This window comes from Vibrio sp. OY15, assembly GCF_000742455.1.
In the GTDB taxonomy this organism is placed as follows: Bacteria; Pseudomonadota; Gammaproteobacteria; order Enterobacterales; family Vibrionaceae; genus Vibrio; species Vibrio alginolyticus.
This window is the reverse complement of record NZ_JPIL01000003.1, coordinates 1-26,090: the sequence shown is the minus strand read 5'-3', so window position 1 is coordinate 26,090 and position 26,090 is coordinate 1. Positions and strand designations below refer to the sequence as shown.

Annotated in this window: 25 protein-coding genes; 18 read left to right on the top strand and 7 right to left on the bottom strand. The window is 45.4% G+C overall.

Going from position 1 to position 26,090, the window contains the following annotated elements; genetic code table 11:
• Nucleotides 1-188: 188 nt before the first annotated feature.
• The 10 genes from fabZ (at nucleotide 189) to IJ23_RS04035 (ending at nucleotide 11,217) form a co-directional block, all read left to right on the top strand.
• On the top strand, nucleotides 189-641 hold the full coding sequence (fabZ, locus tag IJ23_RS04080; RefSeq protein ID WP_005380349.1) for a 3-hydroxyacyl-ACP dehydratase FabZ: 453 nt from the start codon (nucleotides 189-191) through the stop codon (nucleotides 639-641).
• 1 nt (nucleotide 642) lies between these two features.
• Nucleotides 643-1,431: an acyl-ACP--UDP-N-acetylglucosamine O-acyltransferase gene (gene lpxA / locus IJ23_RS04075; RefSeq protein WP_005380357.1), complete on the top strand. Its 789-nt coding sequence runs from the start codon at nucleotides 643-645 to the stop codon at nucleotides 1,429-1,431.
• Between the two features lie 119 nt (nucleotides 1,432-1,550).
• Nucleotides 1,551-2,690 (top strand): lipid-A-disaccharide synthase, encoded by a 1,140-nt coding sequence (lpxB, locus tag IJ23_RS04070; RefSeq protein ID WP_033905511.1) that lies wholly within the window; start codon nucleotides 1,551-1,553, stop codon nucleotides 2,688-2,690.
• A 9-nt stretch (nucleotides 2,691-2,699) separates the two neighbouring features.
• Nucleotides 2,700-3,335: a ribonuclease HII gene (rnhB, locus tag IJ23_RS04065; protein ID WP_033905509.1), complete on the top strand. Its 636-nt coding sequence runs from the start codon at nucleotides 2,700-2,702 to the stop codon at nucleotides 3,333-3,335.
• An 81-nt stretch (nucleotides 3,336-3,416) separates the two neighbouring features.
• Nucleotides 3,417-6,896 (top strand): DNA polymerase III subunit alpha, encoded by a 3,480-nt coding sequence (dnaE, locus tag IJ23_RS04060; protein WP_005385364.1) that lies wholly within the window; start codon nucleotides 3,417-3,419, stop codon nucleotides 6,894-6,896.
• 46 nt (nucleotides 6,897-6,942) lie between these two features.
• A complete protein-coding gene (gene accA / locus IJ23_RS04055) occupies nucleotides 6,943-7,902 on the top strand; it encodes an acetyl-CoA carboxylase carboxyl transferase subunit alpha (RefSeq protein ID WP_005380365.1) in 960 nt (319 codons plus the stop codon).
• A 106-nt stretch (nucleotides 7,903-8,008) separates the two neighbouring features.
• Complete coding sequence (tilS, locus tag IJ23_RS04050) at nucleotides 8,009-9,319, top strand: tRNA lysidine(34) synthetase TilS (protein WP_033905508.1); 1,311 nt, start codon at nucleotides 8,009-8,011, stop codon at nucleotides 9,317-9,319.
• A 70-nt stretch (nucleotides 9,320-9,389) separates the two neighbouring features.
• The gene (locus tag IJ23_RS04045) at nucleotides 9,390-9,704 is read left to right on the top strand and encodes a c-type cytochrome (protein ID WP_033905507.1); all 315 of its coding nucleotides are present in this window, start codon (nucleotides 9,390-9,392) and stop codon (nucleotides 9,702-9,704) included.
• Between the two features lie 188 nt (nucleotides 9,705-9,892).
• Nucleotides 9,893-10,231, top strand: a complete 339-nt coding sequence (glnB, locus tag IJ23_RS04040) for a nitrogen regulatory protein P-II (protein WP_005380372.1) — start codon at nucleotides 9,893-9,895, stop codon at nucleotides 10,229-10,231.
• A gap of 140 nt (nucleotides 10,232-10,371) precedes the next feature.
• Nucleotides 10,372-11,217 (top strand): endonuclease/exonuclease/phosphatase family protein, encoded by an 846-nt coding sequence (locus tag IJ23_RS04035; protein WP_033905505.1) that lies wholly within the window; start codon nucleotides 10,372-10,374, stop codon nucleotides 11,215-11,217.
• A gap of 1 nt (nucleotide 11,218) precedes the next feature.
• Here the strand turns inward: IJ23_RS04035 and IJ23_RS04030 are convergent, their stop codons facing one another.
• The 3 genes from IJ23_RS04030 to gloB form a co-directional block, all read right to left on the bottom strand.
• Nucleotides 11,219-11,905, bottom strand: a complete 687-nt coding sequence (locus tag IJ23_RS04030; RefSeq protein WP_033905504.1) for a YIP1 family protein — start codon at nucleotides 11,903-11,905, stop codon at nucleotides 11,219-11,221.
• Nucleotides 11,902-13,485: a lytic transglycosylase gene (locus tag IJ23_RS04025; protein WP_017820746.1), complete on the bottom strand. Its 1,584-nt coding sequence runs from the start codon at nucleotides 13,483-13,485 to the stop codon at nucleotides 11,902-11,904. The genes IJ23_RS04030 and IJ23_RS04025 overlap by 4 nt, the downstream gene beginning before the upstream one ends.
• Nucleotides 13,486-13,739: 254 nt before the next feature.
• Entirely contained in the window at nucleotides 13,740-14,498 is a 759-nt protein-coding gene (gene gloB / locus IJ23_RS04020) for a hydroxyacylglutathione hydrolase (RefSeq protein ID WP_017636045.1), read from the bottom strand.
• A 37-nt stretch (nucleotides 14,499-14,535) separates the two neighbouring features.
• Between gloB and IJ23_RS04015 the strand changes: the two genes are divergently transcribed.
• A complete protein-coding gene (locus IJ23_RS04015; RefSeq protein ID WP_017636046.1) occupies nucleotides 14,536-15,282 on the top strand; it encodes a class I SAM-dependent methyltransferase in 747 nt (248 codons plus the stop codon).
• Here the strand turns inward: IJ23_RS04015 and rnhA are convergent.
• Entirely contained in the window at nucleotides 15,279-15,743 is a 465-nt protein-coding gene (gene rnhA, locus IJ23_RS04010) for a ribonuclease HI (protein ID WP_005380384.1), read from the bottom strand. The genes IJ23_RS04015 and rnhA overlap by 4 nt on opposite strands.
• Nucleotides 15,744-15,802: 59 nt before the next feature.
• On the opposite strand from rnhA, the gene dnaQ reads away from it, so the two are divergent.
• From dnaQ to IJ23_RS03985, 5 genes are all read left to right on the top strand, one after another.
• Entirely contained in the window at nucleotides 15,803-16,525 is a 723-nt protein-coding gene (gene dnaQ / locus IJ23_RS04005; RefSeq protein ID WP_017636047.1) for a DNA polymerase III subunit epsilon, read from the top strand.
• 8 nt (nucleotides 16,526-16,533) lie between these two features.
• The gene (locus IJ23_RS04000) at nucleotides 16,534-17,784 is read left to right on the top strand and encodes a TIGR03503 family protein (RefSeq protein ID WP_025768253.1); all 1,251 of its coding nucleotides are present in this window, start codon (nucleotides 16,534-16,536) and stop codon (nucleotides 17,782-17,784) included.
• A gap of 202 nt (nucleotides 17,785-17,986) precedes the next feature.
• Nucleotides 17,987-18,583: a hypothetical protein gene (locus tag IJ23_RS03995; protein ID WP_050550062.1), complete on the top strand. Its 597-nt coding sequence runs from the start codon at nucleotides 17,987-17,989 to the stop codon at nucleotides 18,581-18,583.
• A gap of 11 nt (nucleotides 18,584-18,594) precedes the next feature.
• Nucleotides 18,595-18,987: a DUF1353 domain-containing protein gene (locus tag IJ23_RS03990; protein ID WP_033905503.1), complete on the top strand. Its 393-nt coding sequence runs from the start codon at nucleotides 18,595-18,597 to the stop codon at nucleotides 18,985-18,987.
• An 84-nt stretch (nucleotides 18,988-19,071) separates the two neighbouring features.
• Nucleotides 19,072-19,482 (top strand): GNAT family N-acetyltransferase, encoded by a 411-nt coding sequence (locus tag IJ23_RS03985; protein ID WP_033905502.1) that lies wholly within the window; start codon nucleotides 19,072-19,074, stop codon nucleotides 19,480-19,482.
• A gap of 73 nt (nucleotides 19,483-19,555) precedes the next feature.
• On the opposite strand, the gene IJ23_RS03980 is transcribed toward IJ23_RS03985, so the two are convergent.
• Both IJ23_RS03980 and fadE read right to left on the bottom strand, forming a co-directional pair.
• Nucleotides 19,556-21,331, bottom strand: a complete 1,776-nt coding sequence (locus IJ23_RS03980; RefSeq protein ID WP_005380390.1) for a SulP family inorganic anion transporter — start codon at nucleotides 21,329-21,331, stop codon at nucleotides 19,556-19,558.
• A gap of 203 nt (nucleotides 21,332-21,534) precedes the next feature.
• Nucleotides 21,535-23,979: an acyl-CoA dehydrogenase FadE gene (gene fadE, locus IJ23_RS03975; RefSeq protein WP_005385392.1), complete on the bottom strand. Its 2,445-nt coding sequence runs from the start codon at nucleotides 23,977-23,979 to the stop codon at nucleotides 21,535-21,537.
• Between the two features lie 376 nt (nucleotides 23,980-24,355).
• Between fadE and lpcA the strand changes: the two genes are divergently transcribed.
• Nucleotides 24,356-24,931, top strand: a complete 576-nt coding sequence (gene lpcA, locus IJ23_RS03970; RefSeq protein WP_033905501.1) for a D-sedoheptulose 7-phosphate isomerase — start codon at nucleotides 24,356-24,358, stop codon at nucleotides 24,929-24,931.
• 51 nt (nucleotides 24,932-24,982) lie between these two features.
• Nucleotides 24,983-25,828 (top strand): class II glutamine amidotransferase, encoded by an 846-nt coding sequence (locus IJ23_RS03965; protein WP_005385395.1) that lies wholly within the window; start codon nucleotides 24,983-24,985, stop codon nucleotides 25,826-25,828.
• Nucleotides 25,829-25,878: 50 nt separating this feature from the next.
• Here IJ23_RS03965 and IJ23_RS03960 read toward each other — a convergent pair.
• The coding region (locus IJ23_RS03960; protein ID WP_033905499.1) for an integrase core domain-containing protein at nucleotides 25,879-26,090 on the bottom strand (212 nt) is incomplete at its 5' end.

Here is a 26,090-nt window from a genome sequence, read left to right as displayed (position 1 = left end):
CTCTAGTTCCATATTCTGTACGAAGACTCGCGAAATGCGGGTCTTTTTCTTCTATAATGACGCGCTCTAAGTAGATTTAACTCCAAGATGGTGCGTATTTTGCTAGTATATTGCAAAGCGATTCGGCTTTACGACCTGTTGCCACGTTTGCCATCTTGGCGGCAAAAAATTGATATAGGAAGACGACTTTGACTACTGAAAAGAAAACGATGAACATCTCTGAAATTCAAGAGCTACTACCTCATCGCTACCCATTCTTATTGATCGACCGAGTGATAGACTTCCAAGAAGAGAAGTACCTTCACGCGATTAAAAACGTGTCGGTTAACGAACCTCAGTTCACAGGTCACTTTCCTCAACTACCAGTATTCCCAGGTGTTTTGATTTTAGAAGCAATGGCTCAGGCAACAGGCTTACTTGCATTTAAATCATTTGGTGCACCAACAGAAAATGAACTGTACTACTTTGCAAGCGTAGACGGCGCGAAATTCCGTAAACCAGTGGTTCCGGGCGACCAATTGGTTATTGAGGTAGAATTTCTGAAAGAACGTCGCGGCATTGCTGCATTTAGCGGTGTAGCAAAAGTTGACGGCGAAGTGGTATGTTCTGCAGAACTGAAGTGTGCTCGTCGAGAGTTTTAATATGATTCATGAAACCGCTAAAATCCACCCGGCAGCGGTGGTAGAAGAGGGCGCCAAAATTGGTGCTAACGTAACAGTAGGTCCTTTTACGTACATCACCTCTACGGTTGAAATTGGTGAAGGCACAGAAGTGATGTCTCACGTTGTGATCAAAGGTCACACAACTATTGGCAAAGATAACCGTATTTTCCCACATGCTGTCATTGGTGAAGAAAACCAAGACAAAAAATACGGTGGTGAAGACACAACTGTGGTTATCGGTGACCGTAACGTCATTCGTGAAGCGGTCCAAGTTCACCGCGGCACAGTGCAAGACAAAGCAACCACGATCATTGGTGATGACAACTTATTGTGTGTAAATGCACACGTTGCGCATGATGTTGTTATTGGTAACCACACTCATATCGGTAATAACTCGATTCTTGGTGGTCACGTTACTGTTGATGATTATGCCGGTGTGATGGCACTGTCTGCGATTCATCCGTTTTGTACAGTGGGCGCTTACGCGTACATTGGCGGCTGTTCAGCAGTGGTGCAAGATGTCCCAGCTTACGTACTCGCGCAAGGTAACCACGCCACACCTTTCGGCTTGAACCTTGTTGGCTTGAAGCGTAATGGCTTTGAGAAACCAGAGATTCGTGCGCTACAAAAAGCGTATAAAGAAATCTACCGTTCAGGTAAGACGCTAGAAGAAGTGAAGCCTATTCTAGCTGAAATGGCTCAAGAGTGGCCAGCAGTGAAGCGTTTCTCAGATATTCTGGAAACGACGGAACGTGGCATTATTCGTTAATTGGCGAATGAACCAATAAATAAAAAGATCGTGACCGAATTTGAGGTTACGATCTTTTTGTGTTTTATGGATAAGGCAAACCGTTATCCATAGCGCACAGGAAAAATAGCGAAGTAGATATGGAAAGACCATTACGTATTGGCATCATTGCCGGAGAATTGTCTGGCGATACGCTAGGTGAAGGCTTTATCAAAGCAGTAAAGCAGCAATATCCAGACGCAGAGTTCGTAGGCATTGGCGGTCCGAAAATGATAGCCCAAGGTTGCGAGTCTCTGTTTGATATGGAAGAGCTTGCGGTGATGGGATTAGTCGAGGTTTTAGGCCGCTTACCGAGACTTCTTAAAGTGAAAGCTGAGCTCGTTCAGTATTTTACTCAGAATCCGCCTGATGTTTTCATAGGGATCGATGCTCCTGACTTCAACTTACGCTTGGAGCTTGACCTCAAGCAAGCGGGCATTAAAACCGTTCATTACGTGAGTCCGTCTGTTTGGGCTTGGCGTCAGAAGCGCATCTTTAAAATAGAAGCGGCAACGAACTTGGTGCTAGCATTTCTTCCGTTTGAGAAAGCGTTCTACGACAAATTTAATGTACCTTGCGAGTTCATTGGTCATACCTTGGCTGATGCCATCCCACTAGAATCAGAACAAGCGCCTGCACGTGAGTTGCTTTGTTTAGAACAAGATAAAAAGTGGCTTGCTGTCCTGCCAGGCAGTCGTGGTAGCGAGTTAAAAATGCTCTCAGAGCCATTTATTGAAACCTGCAAGTTACTCCATAAAAAATTTCCAGAACTGGGGTTTGTTGTCGCGCTTGTTAATCAAAAACGCCGTGAGCAGTTTGAACAAGCATGGAAAGAGCTAGCGCCAGAGTTGGACTTCAAGTTAGTTGATGACACCGCACGCAACGTCATCACCGCATCCGATGCCGTGATGTTGGCCTCCGGTACCGTAGCGTTGGAGTGTATGCTTCTCAAGCGTCCAATGGTGGTGGGTTATCGTGTGAATGCATTTACTGCTTTTTTAGCTAAACGTCTATTGAAAACGAAGTATGTGTCATTGCCGAATATCTTGGCGGATGATGAGCTCGTCAAAGAATATCTACAAGATGAGTGCACACCAGACAATTTGTTTACTGAGGTTTCTCGCTTATTGGAAAGCGACAATAAACCGATGTTAGATAAGTTTACGGAAATGCATCATTGGATCCGTAAAGATGCGGATCAACAAGCCGCAAACGCGGTTCTAAAACTGATTGAAAAATAGAGATTTATCATGGCTGTTAAACCAAAAGCGACCAAAACCAAAGTTGAACTCCCTCCGTTTGAATATCCGCAAGGTTACCAGCTTGTGGCCGGAGTCGACGAGGTAGGACGTGGCCCTTTGGTGGGAGACGTCGTCACCGCTGCGGTTATCCTTGATCCTAACAATCCTATTGAAGGGTTGAACGATTCGAAAAAATTGACCGAAAAGAAACGCATGGCGTTGCTTCCTGAAATCAAAGAAAAAGCATTGGCGTGGGCGGTCGGGCGTTGTTCTCCTGAAGAAATCGATCAACTGAATATTTTGCAGGCGACTATGGTTGCGATGCAGCGTGCAGTGGCGGGGTTACAGGTTCAACCTGATTTGGTGTTGATTGATGGTAACCGTTGTCCGGAGCTGCCAATGGATGCTCAAGCTGTAGTAAAAGGCGATCTACGTGTTGCCGAAATCAGTGCGGCTTCAATTATTGCCAAAGTCGTGCGTGACCAAGAGATGGAAGAGTTGGATAAACTTCATCCACAATTTGGCTTCGCGAAGCACAAAGGTTACCCAACTAAAGTGCACTTTGAAGCGATTGAGCAACACGGAGTGATCAGTGAACACCGCAAGAGTTTCAAGCCAGTAAAAAAAGCGTTAGGCATAGAATAATCAAACGATCTAATTGGTGTTATAAACCCAACCTCTTTAGGTTAGAATCCCCAACAAAATAGAGTTACACGGTACCTGTTAATGTCAGATCCCAAATTCATCCACCTGCGTGTTCATAGTGACTTCTCGATGGTGGATGGCCTCAACAAAGTTCCGCCAATTGTAAAGAAAGTTGCTGAGCTCGGTATGCCCGCAATGGCGTTGACCGACTTTACCAACCTATGTGGTTTGGTGAAGTTTTACGGTACGGCGCATGGCAGTGGTGTTAAACCGATCATTGGTGCTGACTTTAAAATGCAGTCGGACGAGTTTGGTGAAGAGCTGACACAAGTGACTTTGCTTGCGGCGGATAATGTAGGTTATAAGAACCTGACGTTATTGATATCAAAAGCGTACTTACGTGGACATGTCCAACACCACCCAGTGATTGACAAAGCCTGGTTGGCTGAAATGTCTGAAGGCCTGATTGTATTATCCGGCGGTAAAAGCGGGGAAATTGGTCGCGGCCTTTTGAAAGGCAACCGTCAAATAGTGCAAGGGTGTGTTGATTTCTATAAACAGCATTTTCCAGATCGCTTTTATCTTGAGCTACTTCGTACCGGTCGTCCAGATGAAGAAACTTATCTTCACTTTGCGGTTGAATTGGCAGAGCAGCAAGACTTGCCAGTAGTGGCGACCAATGAAGTTGTATTCCTGAGTCCAGACCTATTTGATGCTCATGAAATACGCGTAGCGATTCACGATGGTTACACATTAGAAGATCCGCGCAGGCCAAAAAACTACAGTCCGCAGCAATATCTTCGTACAGAAGAAGAAATGTGCGAGCTGTTTGCTGATATTCCTGAAGCGTTAGAAAACAGTGTCGAGATAGCGAAGCGTTGTAACGTGACTGTGCGCTTAGGGGAGTACTTCCTACCAGCCTTCCCAACCGAAGGGATGAAAGAGACTGAGTTCCTAGTCATGAAATCCCGAGAGGGGTTGGAAGAGCGTTTAGAGTTCCTATTTCCAGATGAGGAAGAGAGAAAACGTCGCCGCCCTGAATATGATGAACGTCTTCAGATAGAGCTAGATGTTATCAACCAAATGGGATTTCCTGGTTACTTCTTGATCGTAATGGAGTTCATCCAGTGGTCAAAAGATAATGGAATTCCTGTCGGTCCTGGACGTGGTTCCGGTGCTGGTTCTTTGGTGGCTTACGCACTAAAAATCACCGATCTGGATCCACTAGAATACGACTTGCTGTTCGAACGTTTCTTGAACCCAGAACGTGTTTCGATGCCCGATTTCGACGTCGATTTCTGTATGGATAAACGTGACCAGGTTATTGACCACGTTGCGGAAATGTACGGTCGTGACGCGGTGTCTCAGATCATCACGTTTGGTACCATGGCGGCAAAAGCGGTAATCCGTGACGTTGGCCGCGTATTGGGCCACCCATTTGGTTTTGTTGATCGTATTTCAAAGCTGATCCCGCCCGATCCAGGTATGACGCTAGATAAAGCGTTTAAAGCTGAACCTGCACTACCTGAATTGTATGAGGCCGATGAGGAAGTTAAAGAACTCATCGACATGTGTCATATTTTGGAAGGCTGTACGCGAAACGCCGGTAAACACGCTGGTGGTGTTGTAATTTCACCTACAACAATTACCGATTTTGCGCCAATTTATGCAGACGCTGAAGGTCACTTTCCGGTTACTCAATTTGATAAAAACGATGTTGAGACCGCTGGCCTAGTTAAGTTTGACTTCTTAGGTTTACGTACCTTAACCATTATTGACTGGGCGTTAGGGCTGATTAACCCACGCCTAGAGCGAGAAGGGAAAGAACCGGTTCAAATTGAATCCATACCGTTAGAAGACCCTGCCTCTTTCCGTTTGTTGCAAAACTCTGAAACGACAGCAGTATTCCAGCTTGAATCTCGAGGCATGAAAGAGCTGATCAAACGACTTCAGCCAGACTGTTTCGAAGACATTATCGCATTGGTAGCACTCTTCCGTCCGGGTCCTTTGCAATCGGGCATGGTAGATAACTTTATCGACCGTAAACATGGTCGAGAAGCGATCTCTTATCCAGATGAAAAGTGGCAACACGAGTCGCTAAAAGAGACGCTTGATCCAACCTACGGCATCATCCTGTACCAAGAACAGGTAATGCAGATTGCGCAGATCTTAGCGGGTTATACGCTAGGTGGTGCGGACATGCTTCGTCGTGCAATGGGTAAGAAAAAGCCAGAAGAGATGGCAAAACAACGTGCTATCTTTGAAGAAGGTGCGATAAAGAACGGTATCGATGGCGAGTTGGCGATGAAAATCTTCGACTTGGTAGAGAAGTTCGCCGGTTATGGTTTTAACAAATCGCACTCTGCTGCTTATGCATTGGTTTCTTATCAAACTCTTTGGCTGAAAACACATTATCCTGCCGAATTTATGGCTGCGGTAATGACAGCCGATATGGATAACACGGAAAAAGTCGTTGGCTTGGTCGATGAGTGTTTCCGTATGAAGCTTACCGTGCTGCCACCAGACATCAACTCTGGCCTATATCGCTTTAATGTTGATGAAAATGGCGCAATTGTTTACGGTATTGGTGCGATAAAAGGGGTTGGTGAGGGCCCTATCGATGCGATTCTTGAGGCGAGAAATAAAGGTGGTCACTTTAAAGACCTATTTGATTTCTGTGCTCGAGTTGATCTAAAACGTGTCAATAAACGAGTGATAGAGAAGCTGATTTACGCGGGCGCGTTGGATCGACTAGGCCCACACCGCGCGGCTATGATGGCGTCACTCAATGATGCGGTAAAAGCAGCAAGTCAACATCACCAAGCTGAGGCGTTTGGTCAAACGGATATGTTTGGTGTGCTAACGGATGCACCTGAAGAAGTAGAGCATAAGTATACGCAGGTTCCGCCTTGGCCAGAAAAAGTGTGGTTAGAGGGCGAGCGTGATACCCTAGGTCTATATTTGACAGGGCACCCAATTAACGCCTACGTAAAGGAACTAAACAAATACACCAGTTGTCGACTAAAAGACGCAACGCCCACTCGCCGCGATCAATCTGTCACGGTAGCCGGCCTGGTTATTGCCGCTCGTGTAATGACGACCAAGCGTGGTACACGAATTGGTATTATGACACTGGATGACCGAAGTGGCCGCATGGAAGTGATGTTGTTCTCTGATGCGCTGGATCGATACGCTGAACTTCTCGAAAAAGACAGAATTTTGGTCGTTTCTGGACAGGTCAGCTTTGATGACTTCAACGGTGGCCTTAAAATGTCGGCGCGTGAAGTTATGGATCTCGGCAGTGCGCGCGAGAAATACGCTCGTGGTTTGTCGGTATCGATAGATGCAAATCAGATCAACGATCAGTTTTTTGAGCAGTTCAGCCGTATTTTAGAACCGCACAAAGCCGGAACCGTACCCGTCAATGTATACTACCAGCGTGCCGACGCCAGAGCGCGGTTAACATTGGGCACCGAGTGGCGAGTTACGCCAAGTGATACATTACTCGACGATTTAAAACAGTTGCTTGGCAAAAGCCAGGTAGAACTCGAATTTAACTAAAAATTCAGCGCAATATGTTAGACGCTGAGTAAACAAGGATTCATAGATGAGCCTAAACTTTCTTGAATTTGAAAAGCCAATTGCAGAACTAGAAGCGAAAATTGAAGCATTACGTGATGTCTCTCGTCACGGTGGTGATTCTGCGATTGACCTGGATAAAGAAATCGAACAGCTTGAGAAGAAAAGCTTAGAGCTGAAGAAAAAAACCTTCAGTGACCTAGGTGCATGGGAAACAGCTCAACTGGCTCGTCACCCACTACGTCCTTACACGCTGGATTACATCCAACACGCTTTTGAGGAGTTTGATGAATTAGCGGGTGACCGCGCGTTTGCAGACGACAAAGCGATTGTGGGTGGCATGGCTCGCCTTGAAGGCCGCCCTGTGATGATCATTGGTCACCAAAAAGGTCGTGAGACCAAAGAAAAGGTGAAACGTAACTTTGGTATGCCGAAACCAGAAGGTTACCGTAAAGCGCTACGTTTGATGGAAATGGCAGAGCGTTTCAACATGCCGATCATCACATTTATCGACACGGCTGGCGCGTATCCAGGTGTGGGCGCAGAAGAGCGTGGTCAATCTGAAGCTATCGCGAAAAACCTAAAAGTGATGTCTGGTCTTAAAGTGCCAGTAATCTGTAACGTTGTTGGTGAAGGCGGTTCTGGTGGTGCACTAGCAATCGGTGTAGGCGACTACGTGAACATGCTTCAGTACTCTACGTACTCGGTAATTTCTCCTGAGGGTTGTGCTTCAATCTTATGGCGTGATTCAGACAAAGCGCCACAAGCGGCAGAGGCAATGGGTCTAACTGCTCCGCGTCTTAAAGAGCTTGAACTGATCGACGAAATCATTGAAGAGCCACTAGGCGGCGCTCATCGCGATCATGTTCAAATGGCAGCGAATATGAAAGCGACACTACTTCGTCAGCTAGAAGATCTAGAACAATTGGATGAAGAGACGCTACGTGAGCGTCGTTACCAGCGTCTAATGAGCTACGGTTACTGTTAATTTCGGTGATTGCTATTAAGCGTTAGCTGATATCTCAAGTGATAACAGTTAAAATAGAAAGGGTTGGATGAGAGTCCAGCCCTTTTTTGTACCTATCGGATCGTTTATGGAATCGCTTTACCTGCATTTTGCTCAAGTTCTCGGCCGCTACTATCAATCAGGCACTAAGGTTGTCTTGGCGTTTAGCGGAGGAGTGGATTCACGTCTTTTACTCGAATTACTCAGTCGCTACCAACAAGCGCACTCTGTAGAGTGTCACGCTGTGTATGTGCACCATGGTTTAAGCTCGAATGCCGATAATTGGGCCGATAAATGCTTACTTTGGGCACAACAAGTGGGGATATCTTGCTCGATTGAGCGAGTGAGCTTAGACATCAACAATGGTGAAAGTATTGAACTTCTTGCTCGTGAAGCTCGCTATCAAGCCTTAACTAAGTACATTCAAGTAGGCGATATACTGTTGACCGGCCAACATGCTGATGATCAACTAGAGACTTTTCTCCTTGCTCTTAAGCGAGGCAGCGGGCCAAAAGGGTTATCTTCGATGGCGGAGAGTATGCCGTTTTCTGGCGGATCCCTAGTTCGACCATTGCTTACTATCAAGCGGAAGACCATCGAAGACGCGGCTACTAAATTAGGTTTGGAGTGGGTGGAAGACGAAAGCAACCAAGATACTCGTTATGATCGTAACTTTCTTCGTCATTGTGTTATCCCTGAATTGTCTGGTCGCTGGCCGAGTATCCATCAAGCGGTTCAGCGCAGTGCAAGCTTATGTGCTCAACAAGAGGTGCTATTGGATGAACTATTGAGCGCGGTGTTTGAACGCGCTTTACAAACGGATCTAAGTTTGAGTATTGAAGAACTGGCTAAGCACAGTGGATTAGCGCGTGCGCGCTTGATTCGTATGTGGCTGTCTAAGCTTAATACTAGTATGCCGACTCAGGTACAACTCAATCTCATCTGGAATGAAGTCGCATTAGCTCAGCAAGATGCCAACCCCAAACTACAACTTAAACAAGGTGAAGTGCGCCGTTTTCGAAATTGTCTCTATTGGGTAACGGAAACGGCTGACGTCACTGAGTGGCAAAGTACGATTCAAGTTGATGCGACTTTGTCGCTGCCAGAGCGGCTAGGGGAGCTGACCTTAACGACGAGTTCTAGCAACGCAACGATTGCGCTTCCGAGTCAGCCAGAATTGCTTCGCGTGACCTTTAATCCGGAAGGCTTATCAGCGCATCCAACCACGCGTAATCACAGTCGAAAACTGAAGAAGTTGTTCCAAGAATACAATGTGCCAAGCTGGCTGCGTCGTCAAATTCCGATTTTGATGTATCAAGACCGAGTCGTTGCTGTGGCAGATCTGTTCGTTGATCAGGCATTTAATGGTCAAGATTGTGAACTTATTTGGCGCAGGTAATGAAAATTCATGCCACAATGTCGATTATAAAATATAAAAATCCTTAAATAATAATTGATTAGGTGAAGCAATGAAGAAAACAATCATGGGTGCAATGGTGGCGTTAACCATGTTCAGTGGGCAAGCTCTAGCTGCGGGAGATGTCGCAGCAGGTCAAGCAAAGTCGGGAGTATGCGCGGCGTGTCATGGCGCTGATGGTATTGCTGTCATTCCGGGTTACCCAAATCTGAAAGGGCAAAATGAGCAATATATTATCAGTTCAATTAAAGCTTATAAAAATAAAGAGCGAACAGGTGGACTTGCTGCTGTGATGCAAGCTCAAGCTTCATTGTTGTCTGATGAAGACATCGCTAACCTAGCGGCTTACTACGCAAGTTTGAAGTAAACGTGAGCCTGAAGTAAAGCTTGGACGATTGGGCATTGAGCAGTCCTCATTGGGTTTTATCAACTCACGATATTCGCTATGTTAATTTGCTCAATCTGGATTTTCGCTGGTGGATCAGAGACAAACATTGAATGTTGCGAAACGCTAAACGATAATAAGCGCAATCGATTGAAGCTTAAGGGATGAACATGAAAAAAATTGAAGCGATTATCAAGCCATTTAAACTGGATGATGTTCGAGAAGCGCTAGCTGAAGTTGGCATTACAGGGATGACCGTCTCTGAAGTGAAAGGCTTTGGTCGCCAAAAAGGTCACACCGAGCTTTACCGTGGTGCAGAGTACATGGTGGACTTTCTACCTAAAGTGAAGCTCGAAATCGTTGTAACGGAAGATGTGGCTGATAAATGCGTAGAGACAATCATTGAAACCGCGCAAACTGGTAAGATTGGTGATGGTAAAATATTTGTCACTGATATTGAGCGTGTGGTTCGTATTCGTACTGGTGAAGAAGACGAAGACGCGATCTAAGGTTTCTTGTCACCTGTTTCGTATTTATTATGCTAAAAGGGAGCCAAGTGGCTCCTTTTTTGTTGTTTGCTTATTAGTGAAATCATTTAACCCGAGATTTGTTGTTCTAGATTTTGGGTGCCTACATTCAGGTTTGTCGTATGTTTAAGCGTTTTTTTCTGGCGTTAGCTTTTCTCGTAATGGCGGTATTGGTTGGCTTCCAGGTTATTTTCACCGTACCAGATCAGCCGCAAATTATTACTCAAACAGGTACCGAGCTGACACAAGATATCAGGTGCATCGAATTTAGCGATTCAAAAGCTCTCGATCATGACGGCAAAATCAATGTGCTTGTCTGGAATATCTACAAACAGAACCGGGCTAATTGGCAACGTGCACTCGATGAGTTTTCTGCTGATAAGCAGTTACTGTTATTGCAAGAAGCCAGCATGACACCATCATTTAAACAGTGGTTGGTGGATGGTCGCTGGGTTAGTAATCAAGTGAGTGCTTTTAAGGCGCTGGGTAGCGGTGCCGGTGTAATTAGTATTGCTCAAGGGCAACCAGAAAAAGCCTGCGCTTACACCTCTAAAGAGCCGTGGCTTCGCTTACCTAAGTCTGCATTATATAGCCAGTATCACTTGAGTAATGGCGAGAAACTCGCAGTGGTGAATGTACATGCGATTAACTTCACCGTGGGTACAAAAGAGTATGTATCTCAGTTAACGGCGCTTGAAATGCTTTTAAAGCATCATGTGGGGCCAATTCTATTTGCTGGAGACTTCAATAGCTGGAGTGAATCTCGCGTTAATGCGATGAGGCAGGCCTTAAAGGCTGCGGACTTACAAGAGGTGACGTTCTTGCCGGATCATCGAGTCCAATTTATAACAGGGTTACCACTGGACCATGTGTTTTACCGAGGTCTGACGCTTAAGTACGCAAAAGCGCCGCAGAGCGACGCTTCCGATCATAACCCATTGTTATTGTCATTTACGTTAAATGACTAGCTTAGGTTACCACAATATAAAGTGCCCAAATAACGTAGAAGAATACCCATGGCAGGCTTGCAATCACCAAAGCTTGGCCACGTTCAAACTCCGTCCACGTCAGTACAACGCCGTAGCCGAGCACAATGTACCAAGGCAGAAGCAAAGGTAACGAGCTAGCGAAATGAGACCATTCGTTAGTAAGAGGCAGCTTTAATAGACCATTGAGGCTATTTAAATCGGCAGCGTAAGTCATTACCTGACCATGCTTGAGTAGCAAGCTCGCGTAGCTTGCTACATCGCCCAATACTGCTGGGAATAAGATAGCACACGATGCGGCAAACCATTTCCAGTAACCGTATTGTTGTTTGCTTGCCTTTGTTGCAAGAAAGAACCAAAGCGCGAGCAATATTAAGGTGGCAAAGCGGTTGAATACATCATTGATGATCGCGCTTGCCATTAGCGTGTTTGGTTCTAATAGCTCAATCTGCTTCGGGTCGATTTGCTGAAATTGCGCAGCAAGTTGGTCACTGAGCCACGTGAAATCGACATTCGAAAAGTAAGCACCCCAGAATAAAAACGGACTAAGCATCAGGAAGATGAACGGTTGCCATCCCCATCCACCGCGTTGATAAAGCGCGAGAAAACAAGATGTTGGAGAACGAAAAATGTCCAACAGCATCACAAGTGGATTGCTTGATGGGTTCATACACTTACCTTCGTTACGTCAACGTACAACTTAAGCTTTTGACCTGGTTGTAAGTATTTTTTCTTGTGTAGCGAGTTCCATTTCACGATGTCGTTCGTTTTTACTTTGAACTTGCTTGCAATGCCGCTAATGGTGTCGCCAGAGCGAACGTTGTAGAAAACGGTACGGATCACAGAACCTTTGTCTGAGTCCTTCCAAATCACTAGCTTTTGACCCACACGCAATGGATCTTTAGGGCCCATACCATTCCATTTAGCTAACGATTTATACGACACTTTATTGTTACGTGCGATTGACCACAAACTTTCTCCAGACTGAACGACATGGGTGAGCTTGAGTTGACCACGAGCACGAGATTGAGTCTTGTTTAATCGGTTTTGTGCCGTTAATGCATATTTTGCATCGTCTTTTGTTGATGTCGGAATCAATAGGTATTGACCAATACGAATGTTGTTATTCGATAGGCCGTTGGCACGTCGAATGACTTTCGTGGTTGTGCCGTATTTATTAGCTAGCACGCTTAAAGAGTCACCAGATTTCACCTTGTAGCGAGCGACCTTCATCCCTTTACCGCGATTTTTCTCCACCTTGGTGAGAAAAGTCTCTTTTTTCTCTACGGGAATCAAAAGTTGGTGCGGCCCCTCAGGCGCTGTCGACCACTGGTTGTATGCTGGGTTGTAACTCTGCAACTCTTTTACGCTAATGCCGGCATAATCTGCGGCAATAGCCAGATCTAACTGCTCTTCTGGATCAACAAGCGTTAGAACAGGCTTGTTTGGAATTGCAGGAATATTAAGTCCGTACTTGTCTTGGTTTGCGATAACGTCAGCCAAGGCCAATAGCTTAGGAACGTAACTGCTGGTCTCTTTTGGTAAGTCTAATGAGAAGAAATCGATAGGTTTACCGAGCTTTTTATTCTTACGAATTGCGCTAGAAACTCGGCCTCCACCGCTGTTATAAGCGGCGATTGCATGTTCCCAGTTACCATCAAAACGCTCGTTTAGTTGTACTAGGTAGTCCAGCGCTGCATCCGTTGCTGCTGCCACATCTCTGCGACCGTCATACCAGTAGTTTTGCTCTAGTCCCATCATTTTTCCGGTGCCAGGGACAAATTGCCACAACCCAGCCGCGCTACCATGTGAGTAGGCAAAGGCATCGAATGAACTTTCCACTACAGGAAGTAAAGCTAGCTCCATTGGGAGTCCGCGCTCTTCGATACGTTTTGTGATCATGTATAGAAAAGGAGTCGCACGCTTAGATACCGTGTAAAGGTGATTTGGGTGCTTTAAATACCACGTACGGTAGTAGTCCACTTTCTTGTGGTTTGGGATATCCATGTCCAGCTGCATGGCGATACGTTGCCACACATCTTCTTGTTCTTGGGGGGAGAGAACTTTAGGCGCGTCGTTAGCGGATTTTTTTGCTAGTGACGATTTATTGCCCGGTTGAGCTTTTACTGCATTTTGCTTTGCAGTCTGCTCAGATTTATTGGTTTCTGGTGTAGAAGACGTTGAATCTGACTGAGTCAATTGACAGCCAGATAATAACAACGCCAACGCCCAAGTATACTTCAAACGCATGGATTCAGCCTATTTAGGGCCTGTTTATCTTCACCTGCCTGTCGCGCAACGTAATGTGCGTGGCAGTCGCAAGATAATAGACATCTTTTAAACACTAACTAATTTATAGAGGCAAAGAGCTTCTAATTATGCAATGGGGAGAAATTCAAATAGATTTATATCAACCCCAAACGTAAGAGAAGCGCCAGTGGCGCTTCTCGAAAAATCAGTCCCTGATAATACTGGGGTCTTGCAAACTTACAAGCAGAAAATGGTTAAAATTCGTTCTTCCACTCGCGTAAAGCAGTAAAAACCGAGCATGGATCGCTATTTTTAATGCGACTAGCAACAGATTGAACCACGTCAGGGTTAGAGGTTCGCAAGAACGGATTAATCCACTTTTCTTTGCGTATTGTTGTTGGAAGTGTCGGAATGTTGAGTGCTCGCAGTCGGTTTACATCGTCGCGATATTGGCGAAGTTGCTCATTGTCAGGTTCAACCGCTAGAGCAAACGCCACGTTACTCGCGGTGTATTCATGCGCGCAGAAGACTTGAGTTTCTTCTGGTAGAGACGTTAGTTTGCTCAGTGATTCAAACATTTGCTCAGGCGTACCTTCAAAAATACGACCGCAGCCAGCAGAAAAGAGCACATCACCGCAAAACAGTTTTCCGTCCCCAACGTAACCGATATGGCCCAAAGTATGGCCGGGTAACCCAAGTACTAAGAAAATCTCACCAAACAACTCCAGCTTGTCGCCTTCTTCCATTGGTGTCGTTAGGGTTGGAATTGGCTCTGATTTTGGGCCCACAACGGCGACGTCAGGAAATGCACGCACTAAGTCTGGAACGCCACCAATGTGATCGTTGTGGTGGTGCGTAATTAAAATCGCTTCTAAAGTTAATTCGTTAGCCTGCAGAAATTCTAATACTGGCTTCGCATCGCCCGGATCAACGACTGCGCAGCGCTTATCGCTATTTTGTATCAGCCAGATGTAATTATCATTAAATGCGGGTATGCTTTTGATCTCTAACACGATTCGTTCTCCGTCACCCATTTTAGTCAGGTGGTTAATGAAACCAGCACTCAGCAACAAAACTATACCACACCCGTCGACTTGGTCAGCAATGAACAACGGTCCGTGGGTGCTTGAGTCAATCCAGACCCGACTTGATGAATGGTGCCCGAAACTCTTCGGCTACCATATGCTCAAACTGGGCGGGTTGAGCTGTGAGCTAACCAGCTGTAATTGTAACATTCAACACCAAGTCAACGTAGATATCCAGAACCCGTTGCATAATGTGATTGCAGATGGTTACGAATTACCCTTTTTGGAAAAAAGCTTTGATGTTGTGATACTCGCTCATCAGCTCGACTATGCAAGCGATCCACACCGTTTGTTGCGTGAAGTCGATAGAGTGATGATGGATGATGGCTATGTAATTATTACTGGATTCAACCCATTAAGCTTGACTGGATTAGCGAGTTTGCTTCCATGGCGTAAACATAATTTGCCTTGGAGTGGACGAATGTTTACGTCGAACCGCATCAAAGATTGGTTAGGGTTACTTAATTATCAAGTGATTCATTGTGATCGTTATGCGCTGTTTCCGATGAAACGTTACCGTACGATGTGGACATGGTTGGAAAATAGTCTTGGTGATTGGGCATCACCCGCTGGGAGTTTGTATTACATAGTCGCGCGGAAACGGACATACCCTCTCAAGCCTATCAAACCGCATTGGCGCTTGAAGAAAAAGCTCACACCACTTGGGGTGATGAATCGAGAGGGTAACACTATGAGGAAAGAATCTCGCTAAGAGGGTTGGTAACCTGTATCTTCCTCAGTTGGGTTTTCTGCAGCAGTCCGGGCTAGCTCATCACACATTTCGTTCTCACGATGGCCCGCGTGGCCTTTTACCCAATGCCATTCAACTTGATGGCGTGCGGTTTCTTTGTCTAGAGCTTGCCATAAATCGGCATTCTTCACGGGTTTTTTATCCGCTGTTTTCCAACCACGCTTCTTCCAGTTATGGATCCACTGAGTAATACCTTGGCGCACATATTGGCTGTCAGTCGTTAAAGTGACTTTACAAGGTTGTTTTAACGTCTGTAGCGCGACGACAGCCGCCAACATTTCCATGCGGTTGTTGGTAGTTAACGTATAGCCTTTGGAAAGTGTCTTTTCTACGTCTTTGTAACGCAATACTATGCCGTAACCACCTGGTCCTGGGTTACCTAAACAAGAACCGTCAGTGAAAATCTCAACGTGTTTGGTCATATTTTTTGGTACTATTAGCCGAAACATTTAATAAAGCATAGTCTGACATACATAACCTTATGAATACCAGCAGCAATTCTGAATATAACCGCATTGTCGTTCTCGATACCGAAACCACAGGTATGAACCGCGAGGGTGGTCCTCACTACATGGGACACCGCATTATTGAAATCGGTGCCGTGGAGATCATCAACCGTAAGCTGACTGGTCGTCACTTCCACGTTTATTTAAAACCCGATCGTGAAATCCAACCAGAAGCGGTTGAAGTTCACGGTATTACGGATGAATTCTTGGTTGATAAACCGGAATACGCGAGCGTGCACCAAGAGTTTCTTGAGTTTATTAAAGGCGCAGAACTTGTTGCCCACAACGCGCCCTTCGATACCGGCTTTATGGATTACGAGTTTGGCATGCTCGATCCTAACATCGGCAAAACGGACGACTACTGCAAGGTGACCGATACTCTTGCTATGGCGAAGAAAATCTTCCCTGGTAAGCGAAACAACCTTGATATCTTATGTGAACGTTACGGTATTGATAACTCGCACCGTACACTCCACGGAGCTTTGCTCGATGCGGAGATTCTAGCCGACGTTTACCTCTTTATGACGGGTGGTCAAACGAGTCTAGAATTTAACGCGAATAAACAAGAGGGTGGGGTAGAAACCATTCGTCGTATTGAAGGAAGAAAAGCGCTAAAGGTTTTGCGCGCAAGTGCCGATGAACTAGAAGCTCACCAAAAAAGATTAGAGTTGGTGAACAACTGTATTTGGCATCAATAGGAGAAGCTATGTTGAGGGCTTTGTTGGTCGCGTTTTTAGCGATATGGAGTAGTCTCTCGAGTGCTGCGAGTGAATCTACAATGTCTTTGTTAGACAATCGCTTTCGAGTTGATCCAACCATCGAGCAGATCACGTTTTTGGTTTATCGTGAGCAAAGTTCTCAGCCAGTTGTTTTAGTCCGTCCTGACGGTAAAAAATACTATGCTTGGGGCTCTTACGACAATGTACGTTGGTATCAAGAAGCCTCACTCGATATTATTTCCGTTGATAACCCTATGCCAGGTCCATGGCAGGCTGTGGGGAAAGTTACGCCTAAAAATAACATCCGCTTAATTTCTCACCTAAAGCTCAGTACGGATCTGTTCCCAAACCGATTATATAATGGGGAAGCGCTTAAGTTTACAGCTCGCCTGACCTCCGACGGCAAACCTCTTGTACTGCGCGACTTCCTTGATCGCGTGAATCTGCGCGTGACATTTACCAAGTTTGTCGAAAATGAAGATGAGCTGATCAAAGAAGCACGTCCAGTGCCGATGGTTGTGGGTGAGTTTTCTGATGACGGCCGAGGCTTGGATGAAAAAGCAGGGGATGGAGTGTTCACGGTTCAGCTCCCAATAGACGTTGAGCCTGGTAAGTACCGTGCGCGCATCACGTCTGGCAATGGCGTATTCTTACGAGCGCAAGAGCAAGTCATCTTGGTTTATCCGAACCCAATCTCTCGTACTTTTATTCAGGCTCGTAATCCCGATAAGCCACACCAATTAGTGGTGAGTGGCGAGCAAGGTATGATTGCACCAGGCTCTATTGCAGTCACAGTGAAAAAGGACGCTCCCGATGGTTTCATTAGTTACAGCCAAGGACAGGTCTCTAAAGATGGAATGAGAGTTACGTTGAACCTCAATAACGATGCTGAGCTTGGTAAGTACGCATGGCGCGGCGAGATCTTTGCCACTGATTTTGCAACTCAGCGCTCGTTGGTGTTTCCTATCCCAGAGCAAACCTTCAGTGTTGTTGATGAAGTTGATCTAGAAGCTGCTCGAATTGCAAAAGAAGCTGAATTAGCCGAACAGCGCCGTATTGAAATGGAAAAGCAAATTATCGCTGAGCGAGAGGCTGAGCGTAAGCGCAGCATGATTATTATCGCGGTGGGTAATTTGATAATGCTGCTGATTGTGATCATTGCATGGATAGTCTGGCGCAAAATTAAAGCGAAGCGCGATGCCATGCCAGAGATGCAATTAGAAGTACCAAAGAAATAGTAGTAACACATAAAGCGAGAAACGGAGCCAATCGGCTCCGTTTTTTCAGTTTAAGTTTGAGACAGAGTTTGATGCTTCTCATGGTCATTAATCATTTTATTTTAAAGTAACACCATGATTTAACGTTGATTAATCATAATAAAGCTCGCATGATACTCTTTACGTTTCGACTTGATTTTAGTGCGTATCGACGGAGTGAGTTATGACAATTGGAGAGTTAGGACTAGAACATTTACCACGACAAAAGGCCTTGGTTGAGTCAGCTTATGATGCCTTTTGTTCTGAAAAAGACGTTGTTGCCGCGGTATTGCTTGGCTCCTTGTCATCAGGACAAGGTGACCGTATTTCGGACGCTGATGTTGTTGTATTTACTCAAAACAACTTCCATAAAGCCTCAGAGCCTTGCTTTACCCAGTTTGAAGCTAATAAAGATATTTTTTATCGCCTTGAGGGAGAGCACAACGAAAATGCGTGTTTCAAAAAATACATTTTTAATGACCTAACCAGTGCAGAGATTCATTGTTTAGATCTCTGTGAGCCCTTCAAACTTTCTAAGCCATTTAAGACTTTATTTGATAAAGCTGATGTGATTGGGGGCATGGTTACTGATGAACCTGCGCCAAAGCATGAAGATTTCCCAGTTTATACCAGTGGTGATCAAGGCCTGATCTGGGAACTCTTTGATTGTATTAAGTGGTTGAGCAGAGATAACCATGAGCTTGCTAAGTCCTATTTGAAAAACTCTCTGAGAAACTCTAATTTGAGAGTCATCTCCGTTCCTCCCACTGAAGTTAGCTAGGCGGTTAGGTTATGAAATACAAAAAGCGTCAGAAGTATAAATACACTCTCCATTCTGAAGAAAAGATTGAGACTCAAATTTCAGTGAGTAACGCGTATGACAGCCCTTTTCTTAGTTTGTCCAAACAAGGCGTGTTAACGATTAAAAAGGGCTATGCATGGGATGGAGCGAGTGGGCCAGCGTTAGACACAAAAAACATTATGAAAGCTTCTTTAGTGCATGATGCTCTTTACCAACTCATGAGGGAAGAGGTGTTGCCACAAAGTGCTCGAAAGCATGCGGATACGTTGTTGAGAGAAACATGTTTAGAAAAAGGAATGTCTAGCTTCAGAGCAACTTATATCTATTATGGCGTCAGAGTTGTCGGTGGCTTCTTTTCTAGACCTGATACTTTGTGTGCTTAATGGGAACATCTTTCCAACGTTTAACTGTTTATTTATACAGTTTAGTTATGTAAGCTCCAAGGTGATACAAAGGAGTAGTACATAATGACAATAAGATATGAAGAGCATGTGCCAAGCCCGAAAGAATACTATGATATGCGTGTCAAAGCCGGGCTATCACCCAAATCGTTGAAAGCTGCTGAAATTGGTCTACCCAATTCGTTATATGGCGTATCTGTTCGGGATGAAGGAAAGCTCATTGCAATGGGTCGGGTTGTTGGTGACGGGGCGTGTAACTTCGAAATTGTCGACGTTGCCGTTGATTCTGATTATCAAGGCAACGGTTTAGGTAGAAAAGTCATGGAATACATCGACGGTTATCTTTCATCTGTTGCACTTGAAGGCTCTTACGTTTCTATGATTGCTGATGAACCGGTCTTTTACGAAAAGCTTGGTTATAGGCTGGTGGCTCCTAAAAGCCAAGGGATGACAAAAAAGTTTAAGCCAAAGGCGTAACACGTATTCAGCTGTGAAGATAAGCACTAGAAAACAGGAGTTTAATTTCCTGTTTTCTATATTAAATTTGTATTTAAGCCACTTCTGGAATTGGTTTGGGTGGCTGCTCTAAATCAGGCTCTTTTTGAACAGTAGGAATTTGTCCCTCACCCACAGCACTGATGTAACAGCCACTAAGTTTAATGGCAAGGTACATATCAGCTCGCAGTAAGATGCCTCCTTCACTGGTGCTGATACCAGTAAGCTCACACCATTGACGAAGACGTCGTTTCCTTCCTGCGAGGATTAAGCGTACGCCTCTCTTTTTCAAAGTATTGTGAATATCTGCCAGTGTTGCCATCACACTAAGATCCAAGTGAGTAAAGCTCGACACGGCGTCGATGACAACGCAACTTGCGTCTTTGTGATGCTCTGCCTGCTCTAACACTCTACGTTTAAAGTAAGGAGCATTGAAGTAAGTTAGCGGTGAGTTAAAGCGGTAAATCACCATTCCAGGAATAGGCGAAGCTTTTCCTGAGTCGTCGATGGTCCGAATGGTGCCTTTTTCATCCAAGCCAAGTAGCTGATCACTCGGCCGCATGACAATACGTAAAAATTGAAACAGCCCTAGCAATACCGCCAAAGTGATCCCCGGTATTACACCCACGATCAACACAGAAATAAAAGTAATGATGGCCAGATAAAATGCATCTTTGTCACGAGATTTTAATTTCCAAATTGCTTTAAGATCGAGCAGCGATAGGGACGCAATGATCAATACAACACCAAGTGAAGCGATAGGGATGAACTGTAAAGGCTCATAAATAAATACCGCAATAATGGCAATGGTGATTGCAGCGACAATCGAAACTAATTGAGATTTACCACCATTTGCATCATTAACGGCTGTGCGTGAGTCAGCGCCGCTTATCGCGAAACCTTGTGAAAACGCTGAGGCAATGTTGGCAAAACCCAACGCCTGAAACTCTTTATTTGCATCAATATCATAACCGTTTTTAGCCGCGAAACTGCGGGCGGTGAGCATCATGCTAACAAAACTGACAATCGCAAGGTTGAGCGCCGGGACTACTAGTTCACGAACTTCACCTAGCTCAAATTCCGGTGTTTGAAACTGAGGGAAGCCACCTTGAGTGAGTCCGACAACCGATACGCCCATCTCTTGTAAATGGAAAAACCAAACTGACGCAGTAGTTACGAGGATCGCCAGCATGGCAGCAGGCCAAGTTGGTCGGTAGCGTTTGGTGAGCAAATAAACGACAACTGTCACGATACTCAGAGTTACAGTAGGCCAATGAAGATCGGTTAATCGTTGTGGAGCTTCCCATAAACGTTCCAGTAAATAACGTTGCTCGTATTTCAAACCGACTACTTTCGCAAACTGACCAACGATAATTGTGAGAGCAACACCGTTGAGTAGACCCAAAAGAATCGGACGAGAAAGGAAATCTGCAAATACCCCTAGCTTGAAACGACTTGCCAGTACACACCAAATCCCCGTCATCGCTGTCATGGTCATAACCAACTGCCAATGTTTTGTGGGGTCACCTGCGGCAAGTGGTGTCACAACAGCAGCAATCACTGCACAGGTTGCTGCATCGGGTCCGACAATGAGTTGTCGAGATGTGCCCATCATGGCGTAAACCAACATTGGCAGTACACACGAATACAGACCGACAATTGCGGATACACCAGTTAATTGTGCGTAAGCTATGGCAACTGGCAGTGCAACCGCGACAACAGAAAAGGCGGCTCTAAAGTCGTTAACAAACCATTCTTTTTGATAATGCTTAAGCTGAACAAGCCCTGGGAACCACTGTGCGAGTAATATTTTAGCCAACGGATTTACCATATATGTGAGTGAGTTACTTAAAGTATACACCGCTTAGTTGGAACGTCTGTGAGTTAGTTATCACTGGAAATCGGGGAAAAGATTGGAGTGCGAGGATTTTATTGCGCAGGGGGGGCTTTGTAGTGTGAGGTGTTATGAATCCGATTCTGGAAGCAATAAAAAACGGGAGCTGATACTCCCGTTTGTGATCTCAGATTCTAGAGTTACGCGACACTATCCATCTGAGGGTATAGCGGCTTTGCGGCAAGCAGTTCCGGCTCAAAATCGTCAACGTTGATTGTATCTAGACGATGCTGTTCCGCTTCTCTGAGTAGATCGGCTTCTTCTTGCGTGATAAAGCCTTGCTCTAGCCCTTCCTGAGCAATCATATCCAAACGTAAGAATGGGCGACGCTTACCCTGCGCTTTACATACTTTGTCAAACACAGGTTCAGCTTGAAGAATGACTGACAGCGCAAGCTCAATCTTACCTGCTGCGTTGTGCTCGGTTGGTTCAAGGTATTGACCGCGACCAATGCGTGAGCGCGTTGCACTTGGCGTTTGTAGAATGCGCGCCACTTTACTGTCTAGTTTATCGCTTGGCGCTTTGCGTACACGACCGAATGGCATGATTAACACGCGCAGTGCACGACCAATCACTTTGTTCGGGAAGTTTGCTAAGAATTCGTCTACCGCCACTTCCGCTTGTTTCAAACTGTCTTGTAGACCCCAGTGTACTAATGGTAAATCTTCGACTGGGCGGCCATCTTGCTCAAAACGTTTCAACGTCGCAGAGCTCAAATATAGCTGGCTTAGAATGTCACCAAGACGCGCTGATAGACGCTCTTTACGCTTCAAAGAGCCACCTAGCACTGCCATCGAGATATCCGATAGTAAGGCAAGGTTTGCACTGTAGCGGTTCAATTGTTGGTAGTAACGCTTGGTTGCATCTTTGGTTGGCGATGAAGAGCCCAGACCGTCGCTCAAACCAAACCAGATACTGCGCACTAGGTTACTCATTGTAAAGCTCACGTGACCAGCAAGCGCTTTATCAAATTTCTCGACAGCATTACTTGCTTCAGAATACGCCGCGTTCATTTCTTCAAGAACGTACGGATGGCAACGGATTGCGCCTTGGCCAAAGATGATCATTGAGCGTGTTAGAATGTTAGCACCCTCAACCGTTACTGCGATTGGCGCACCTTGGTAACCACGAGCTAGGAAGTTAGAAGGTCCCATACAGATACCTTTACCGCCTACGATGTCCATTGCATCGATGATGCTTTGCTGGCCGCGGTGCGTACAGTGATACTTCACGATAGCTGAGATAACTGAAGGTTTTTCACCTAAGTCGATACCCGCAACGGTTAAGTTGCTTGCTGCATCCATCACGTAAGCATTACCACCCAAGCGTGCTAATGGTTCTTCAACTCCTTCCATATGGCCGATCGGCTGTTTGAACTGACGGCGAATACGTGAGTAAGCACCGGTTGCCATTGCCGCAGTTTTGATGCCACCTGTTGAATTTGAAGGTAGCGTGATACCACGTCCAACCGACAGACACTCAACCAGCATACGCCAACCTTGGCCCGCCATTTTTTCACCACCGATAATGAAATCGATAGGAACAAAGATGTCTTTACCGCGCGTTGGACCATTTTGGAATGGTACATTGAGCGGGAAGTGTCGGTTACCAATCTCAACACCTTTGACATCAGTTGGGATAAGCGCACAAGTGATGCCAAGATCTTCTTTGTCGCCTAGCAAACCTTCAGGATCGCGAAGTTTAAATGCTAAGCCTAGTACCGTTGCGACTGGCGCTAGGGTGATGTAGCGCTTGTTCCAAGTCAGGCGCATACCCAGTACTTCTTTTCCTTCCCATTCGCCTTTACAGACCACACCGTAATCTGGAATAGATCCAGCGTCAGAACCCGCTTCTGGACTTGTTAGGGCGAAACAAGGGATTTCCTTACCTTCAGCTAGACGCGGTAAGTAATGATTTTTTTGATCTTCAGTACCGTAGTGTTGCAGTAGCTCACCTGGGCCCAAAGAGTTAGGAACACCAACGGTAGACGATAGAACGCCAGAAACACCCGTTAGTTTTTGTAGTACTAGTGATTGCGCGTATGCTGAGAACTCAAGACCACCGTACTTTTTCTTAATGATCATGGCGAAGAACTTATGATCTTTCAGGTATTGCCAAACTTCTGGCGGTAAGTCCGCGAGTTCATGGGTCACTTGGAAATCACTCACCATGGCGCACACTTCATTCACAGGGCCGTCTAAAAAGGCTTGTTCTTCCGCACTTAACTTAGGTGCTTGAATTGCGTGTAGCTTTTGCCACTCTGGTTTGCCTTTAAATAGTTCGGCTTCCCACCAGACGGTACCTGCGTCTAACGCTTCTTTTTCGGTTTGAGACATAGCTGGCAGCACTTTCTTGAAAAGCACTAACGCTTTGCGGCTAATTAAAGACTGACGTACGCCAGGAACCGCGAGCACAGCTGCGGCGAGAACGTAAATAGCCCAACCAATAACGCCGACAGTACCAGCTACTGTAAGAGCCAGCATGGCTGCGGTGAGTAAGCTAATAGATTTCACGAGAGACATGCGGTGGTAGAGCGTAATGCCTAGCACGATCGCCATCGTGATGATTGAGAGCAAGATGTCCATATGTATTTTCCTTTTCAGACTTTATAAGTTTTGTACGTCTGTATGTTAGGTAAGAGGTCTAACCAGTTGGTTTAAGTGTAATCAAAATATTAAGGAAATGTAAAACATAAGATTGGATAAAAAGTGATCTAAGTAGAGTTAAAATTCTAAAGTTGAGATTTGAGTGATGGTTTCATGAGCAAGTTGACAAGTTTATTACCATCACTAATCTAAATCTGTTGGTTCACTATCGACACTAATTCTCGTTTGTGGGTAAACTCAGAGTAATCAAACCCGAGTTCAGGTTTATGAAATGTCCGATACCAAATTGGTATCAGAACAATTTGCTCAGTGAGTCAAGAGCTGACTGAAGCCGAAATAATAAAGAGAACGTCTTATGTACCATGATCTGATTAGAAGTGAATTAAACGAAGCTGCTGAAGTGCTCAACAAATTTTTAAGCGATGACCATAACATTGCGCAAATCGAAGCAGCGGCGAAAATGATTGCTGACTCATTCAAGCAAGATGGTAAAGTATTGTCATGTGGTAACGGTGGTTCTCACTGTGATTCAATGCACTTTGCCGAAGAGCTAACAGGCCGTTACCGAGAAAATCGTCCTGGCTATGCTGGTATTGCTATTTCAGATCCAAGCCACCTTTCTTGTGTGAGTAATGACTTTGGTTATGACTTCGTGTTTTCACGTTATGTAGAAGCGGTTGGTCGAAAAGGTGACGTACTGTTTGGTCTGTCGACGTCAGGTAACTCAGGTAACATCCTGAAAGCGATTGAGGCAGCGCAAGCTAAAGGCATGAAGACGATTGCGCTAACAGGCAAAGATGGCGGCAAAATGGCAGGCCTTGCAGATATTGAAATCCGCGTGCCACACTTTGGTTATGCAGACCGCATTCAGGAAGTTCATATTAAGATTATTCATATCATCATCCAGTTGATTGAAAAAGAGATGGAATAACCGTTTTACGGCCACCGTTTCGAGCTGTGTTGTTAGGGAGTTTTTTAAGCCATGTGTGAATTGCTCGGTATGAGCGCTAATGTTCCAACGGATATTTGTTTCAGTTTTACTGGGCTCATGCAGCGTGGAGGTCGAACCGGCCCACACCGTGACGGATGGGGGATCACCTTCTACGAAGGGAAGGGCTTTCGAACCTTCAAAGATCCCAAACCAAGTTGTGAGTCTAAAATAGCAGAGTTGGTACAAAATTATCCCATCAAAAGTCGTGCGGTCGTTAGTCATATCCGACAGGCGAATCGTGGTGGTGTTAATTTAGAAAATACTCATCCCTTTACACGTGAGCTGTGGGGTAGGTATTGGACGTTTGCGCATAACGGTCAGCTCTCTGGCTACCAAGACTTGCATACAGGTCGACATCGACCTGTCGGTGAGACAGATAGTGAACTGGCATTTTGCTGGTTGTTGAAGCAAATGGAAGATCGATATCCTGAGCCACCAAAGGATATGGAGTCGGTATTCTTATATGTTGCTAAATGTTGTGATGAGCTAAAAGAGAAGGGTGTATTTAACATGCTTCTGAGTGATGGTGAGTATGTAATGACGTATTGCACCAATCATTTGTATTGGATCACAAGACGCGCACCGTTTGGAAAAGCCGCGTTGCTTGATGAAGATGTGGAAATTAACTTCCAAGAAGAAACAACGCCACACGACATCGTTTCTGTGATCGCAACTCAACCTTTGACGGGCAACGAAGCTTGGCAGCGTATGAAACCTGGCGAATACGGCTTGTTTCACCTAGGTGAACTAGTCAAAAATAATGCCTCTGAACTGGTAAATGTGCCGTTTGCGGCGGCTAAGCCAGGCAATCAAGCGCCAACCGAACCGTTAGAGTGATGGTCTCTTACTCTGAATGACCCGTCCTGATATGGGTTGAAACTTTTTAACTAAAACGATCGATGTACTTCATCGGGCGTTTTGTATTTTAAAGCCGTATGAGGCCTCATTTGATTATAGATATCTACGGACTCTGCTACCATCGTCCTTGATTCTTTCAGATCTTTCGGTTTCTTCAGCAAGAGCTCCATTTTGAGTATCCCATTTACACGCTCAGCTAAAGCATTCTGATAACAGTCATACCCGTATGTCATTGAGCAAG

What these genes read in the sequence shown, in the direction of transcription:
- glnB (WP_005380372.1), top strand. Translation starts at nt 9,893, where the DNA reads ATGAAAAAAATTGAAGCGATTATCAAGCCATTTAAACTGGATGATGTT.
- IJ23_RS03995 (WP_050550062.1), top strand. Translation starts at nt 17,987, where the DNA reads ATGACAATTGGAGAGTTAGGACTAGAACATTTACCACGACAAAAGGCC.
- lpcA (WP_033905501.1), top strand. Translation starts at nt 24,356, where the DNA reads ATGTACCATGATCTGATTAGAAGTGAATTAAACGAAGCTGCTGAAGTG.
- IJ23_RS04030 (WP_033905504.1), bottom strand. Translation starts at nt 11,905, where the DNA reads ATGAACCCATCAAGCAATCCACTTGTGATGCTGTTGGACATTTTTCGT.
- IJ23_RS03990 (WP_033905503.1), top strand. Translation starts at nt 18,595, where the DNA reads ATGAAATACAAAAAGCGTCAGAAGTATAAATACACTCTCCATTCTGAA.
- IJ23_RS04035 (WP_033905505.1), top strand. Translation starts at nt 10,372, where the DNA reads ATGTTTAAGCGTTTTTTTCTGGCGTTAGCTTTTCTCGTAATGGCGGTA.
- accA (WP_005380365.1), top strand. Translation starts at nt 6,943, where the DNA reads ATGAGCCTAAACTTTCTTGAATTTGAAAAGCCAATTGCAGAACTAGAA.
- IJ23_RS04015 (WP_017636046.1), top strand. Translation starts at nt 14,536, where the DNA reads ATGAAACCAGCACTCAGCAACAAAACTATACCACACCCGTCGACTTGG.
- IJ23_RS03980 (WP_005380390.1), bottom strand. Translation starts at nt 21,331, where the DNA reads ATGGTAAATCCGTTGGCTAAAATATTACTCGCACAGTGGTTCCCAGGG.
- fadE (WP_005385392.1), bottom strand. Translation starts at nt 23,979, where the DNA reads ATGGACATCTTGCTCTCAATCATCACGATGGCGATCGTGCTAGGCATT.
- rnhB (WP_033905509.1), top strand. Translation starts at nt 2,700, where the DNA reads ATGGCTGTTAAACCAAAAGCGACCAAAACCAAAGTTGAACTCCCTCCG.
- rnhA (WP_005380384.1), bottom strand. Translation starts at nt 15,743, where the DNA reads ATGACCAAACACGTTGAGATTTTCACTGACGGTTCTTGTTTAGGTAAC.
- lpxA (WP_005380357.1), top strand. Translation starts at nt 643, where the DNA reads ATGATTCATGAAACCGCTAAAATCCACCCGGCAGCGGTGGTAGAAGAG.
- IJ23_RS03985 (WP_033905502.1), top strand. Translation starts at nt 19,072, where the DNA reads ATGACAATAAGATATGAAGAGCATGTGCCAAGCCCGAAAGAATACTAT.
- IJ23_RS04025 (WP_017820746.1), bottom strand. Translation starts at nt 13,485, where the DNA reads ATGCGTTTGAAGTATACTTGGGCGTTGGCGTTGTTATTATCTGGCTGT.
- lpxB (WP_033905511.1), top strand. Translation starts at nt 1,551, where the DNA reads ATGGAAAGACCATTACGTATTGGCATCATTGCCGGAGAATTGTCTGGC.
- dnaE (WP_005385364.1), top strand. Translation starts at nt 3,417, where the DNA reads ATGTCAGATCCCAAATTCATCCACCTGCGTGTTCATAGTGACTTCTCG.
- dnaQ (WP_017636047.1), top strand. Translation starts at nt 15,803, where the DNA reads ATGAATACCAGCAGCAATTCTGAATATAACCGCATTGTCGTTCTCGAT.
- IJ23_RS04000 (WP_025768253.1), top strand. Translation starts at nt 16,534, where the DNA reads ATGTTGAGGGCTTTGTTGGTCGCGTTTTTAGCGATATGGAGTAGTCTC.
- IJ23_RS03965 (WP_005385395.1), top strand. Translation starts at nt 24,983, where the DNA reads ATGTGTGAATTGCTCGGTATGAGCGCTAATGTTCCAACGGATATTTGT.
- IJ23_RS04045 (WP_033905507.1), top strand. Translation starts at nt 9,390, where the DNA reads ATGAAGAAAACAATCATGGGTGCAATGGTGGCGTTAACCATGTTCAGT.
- tilS (WP_033905508.1), top strand. Translation starts at nt 8,009, where the DNA reads ATGGAATCGCTTTACCTGCATTTTGCTCAAGTTCTCGGCCGCTACTAT.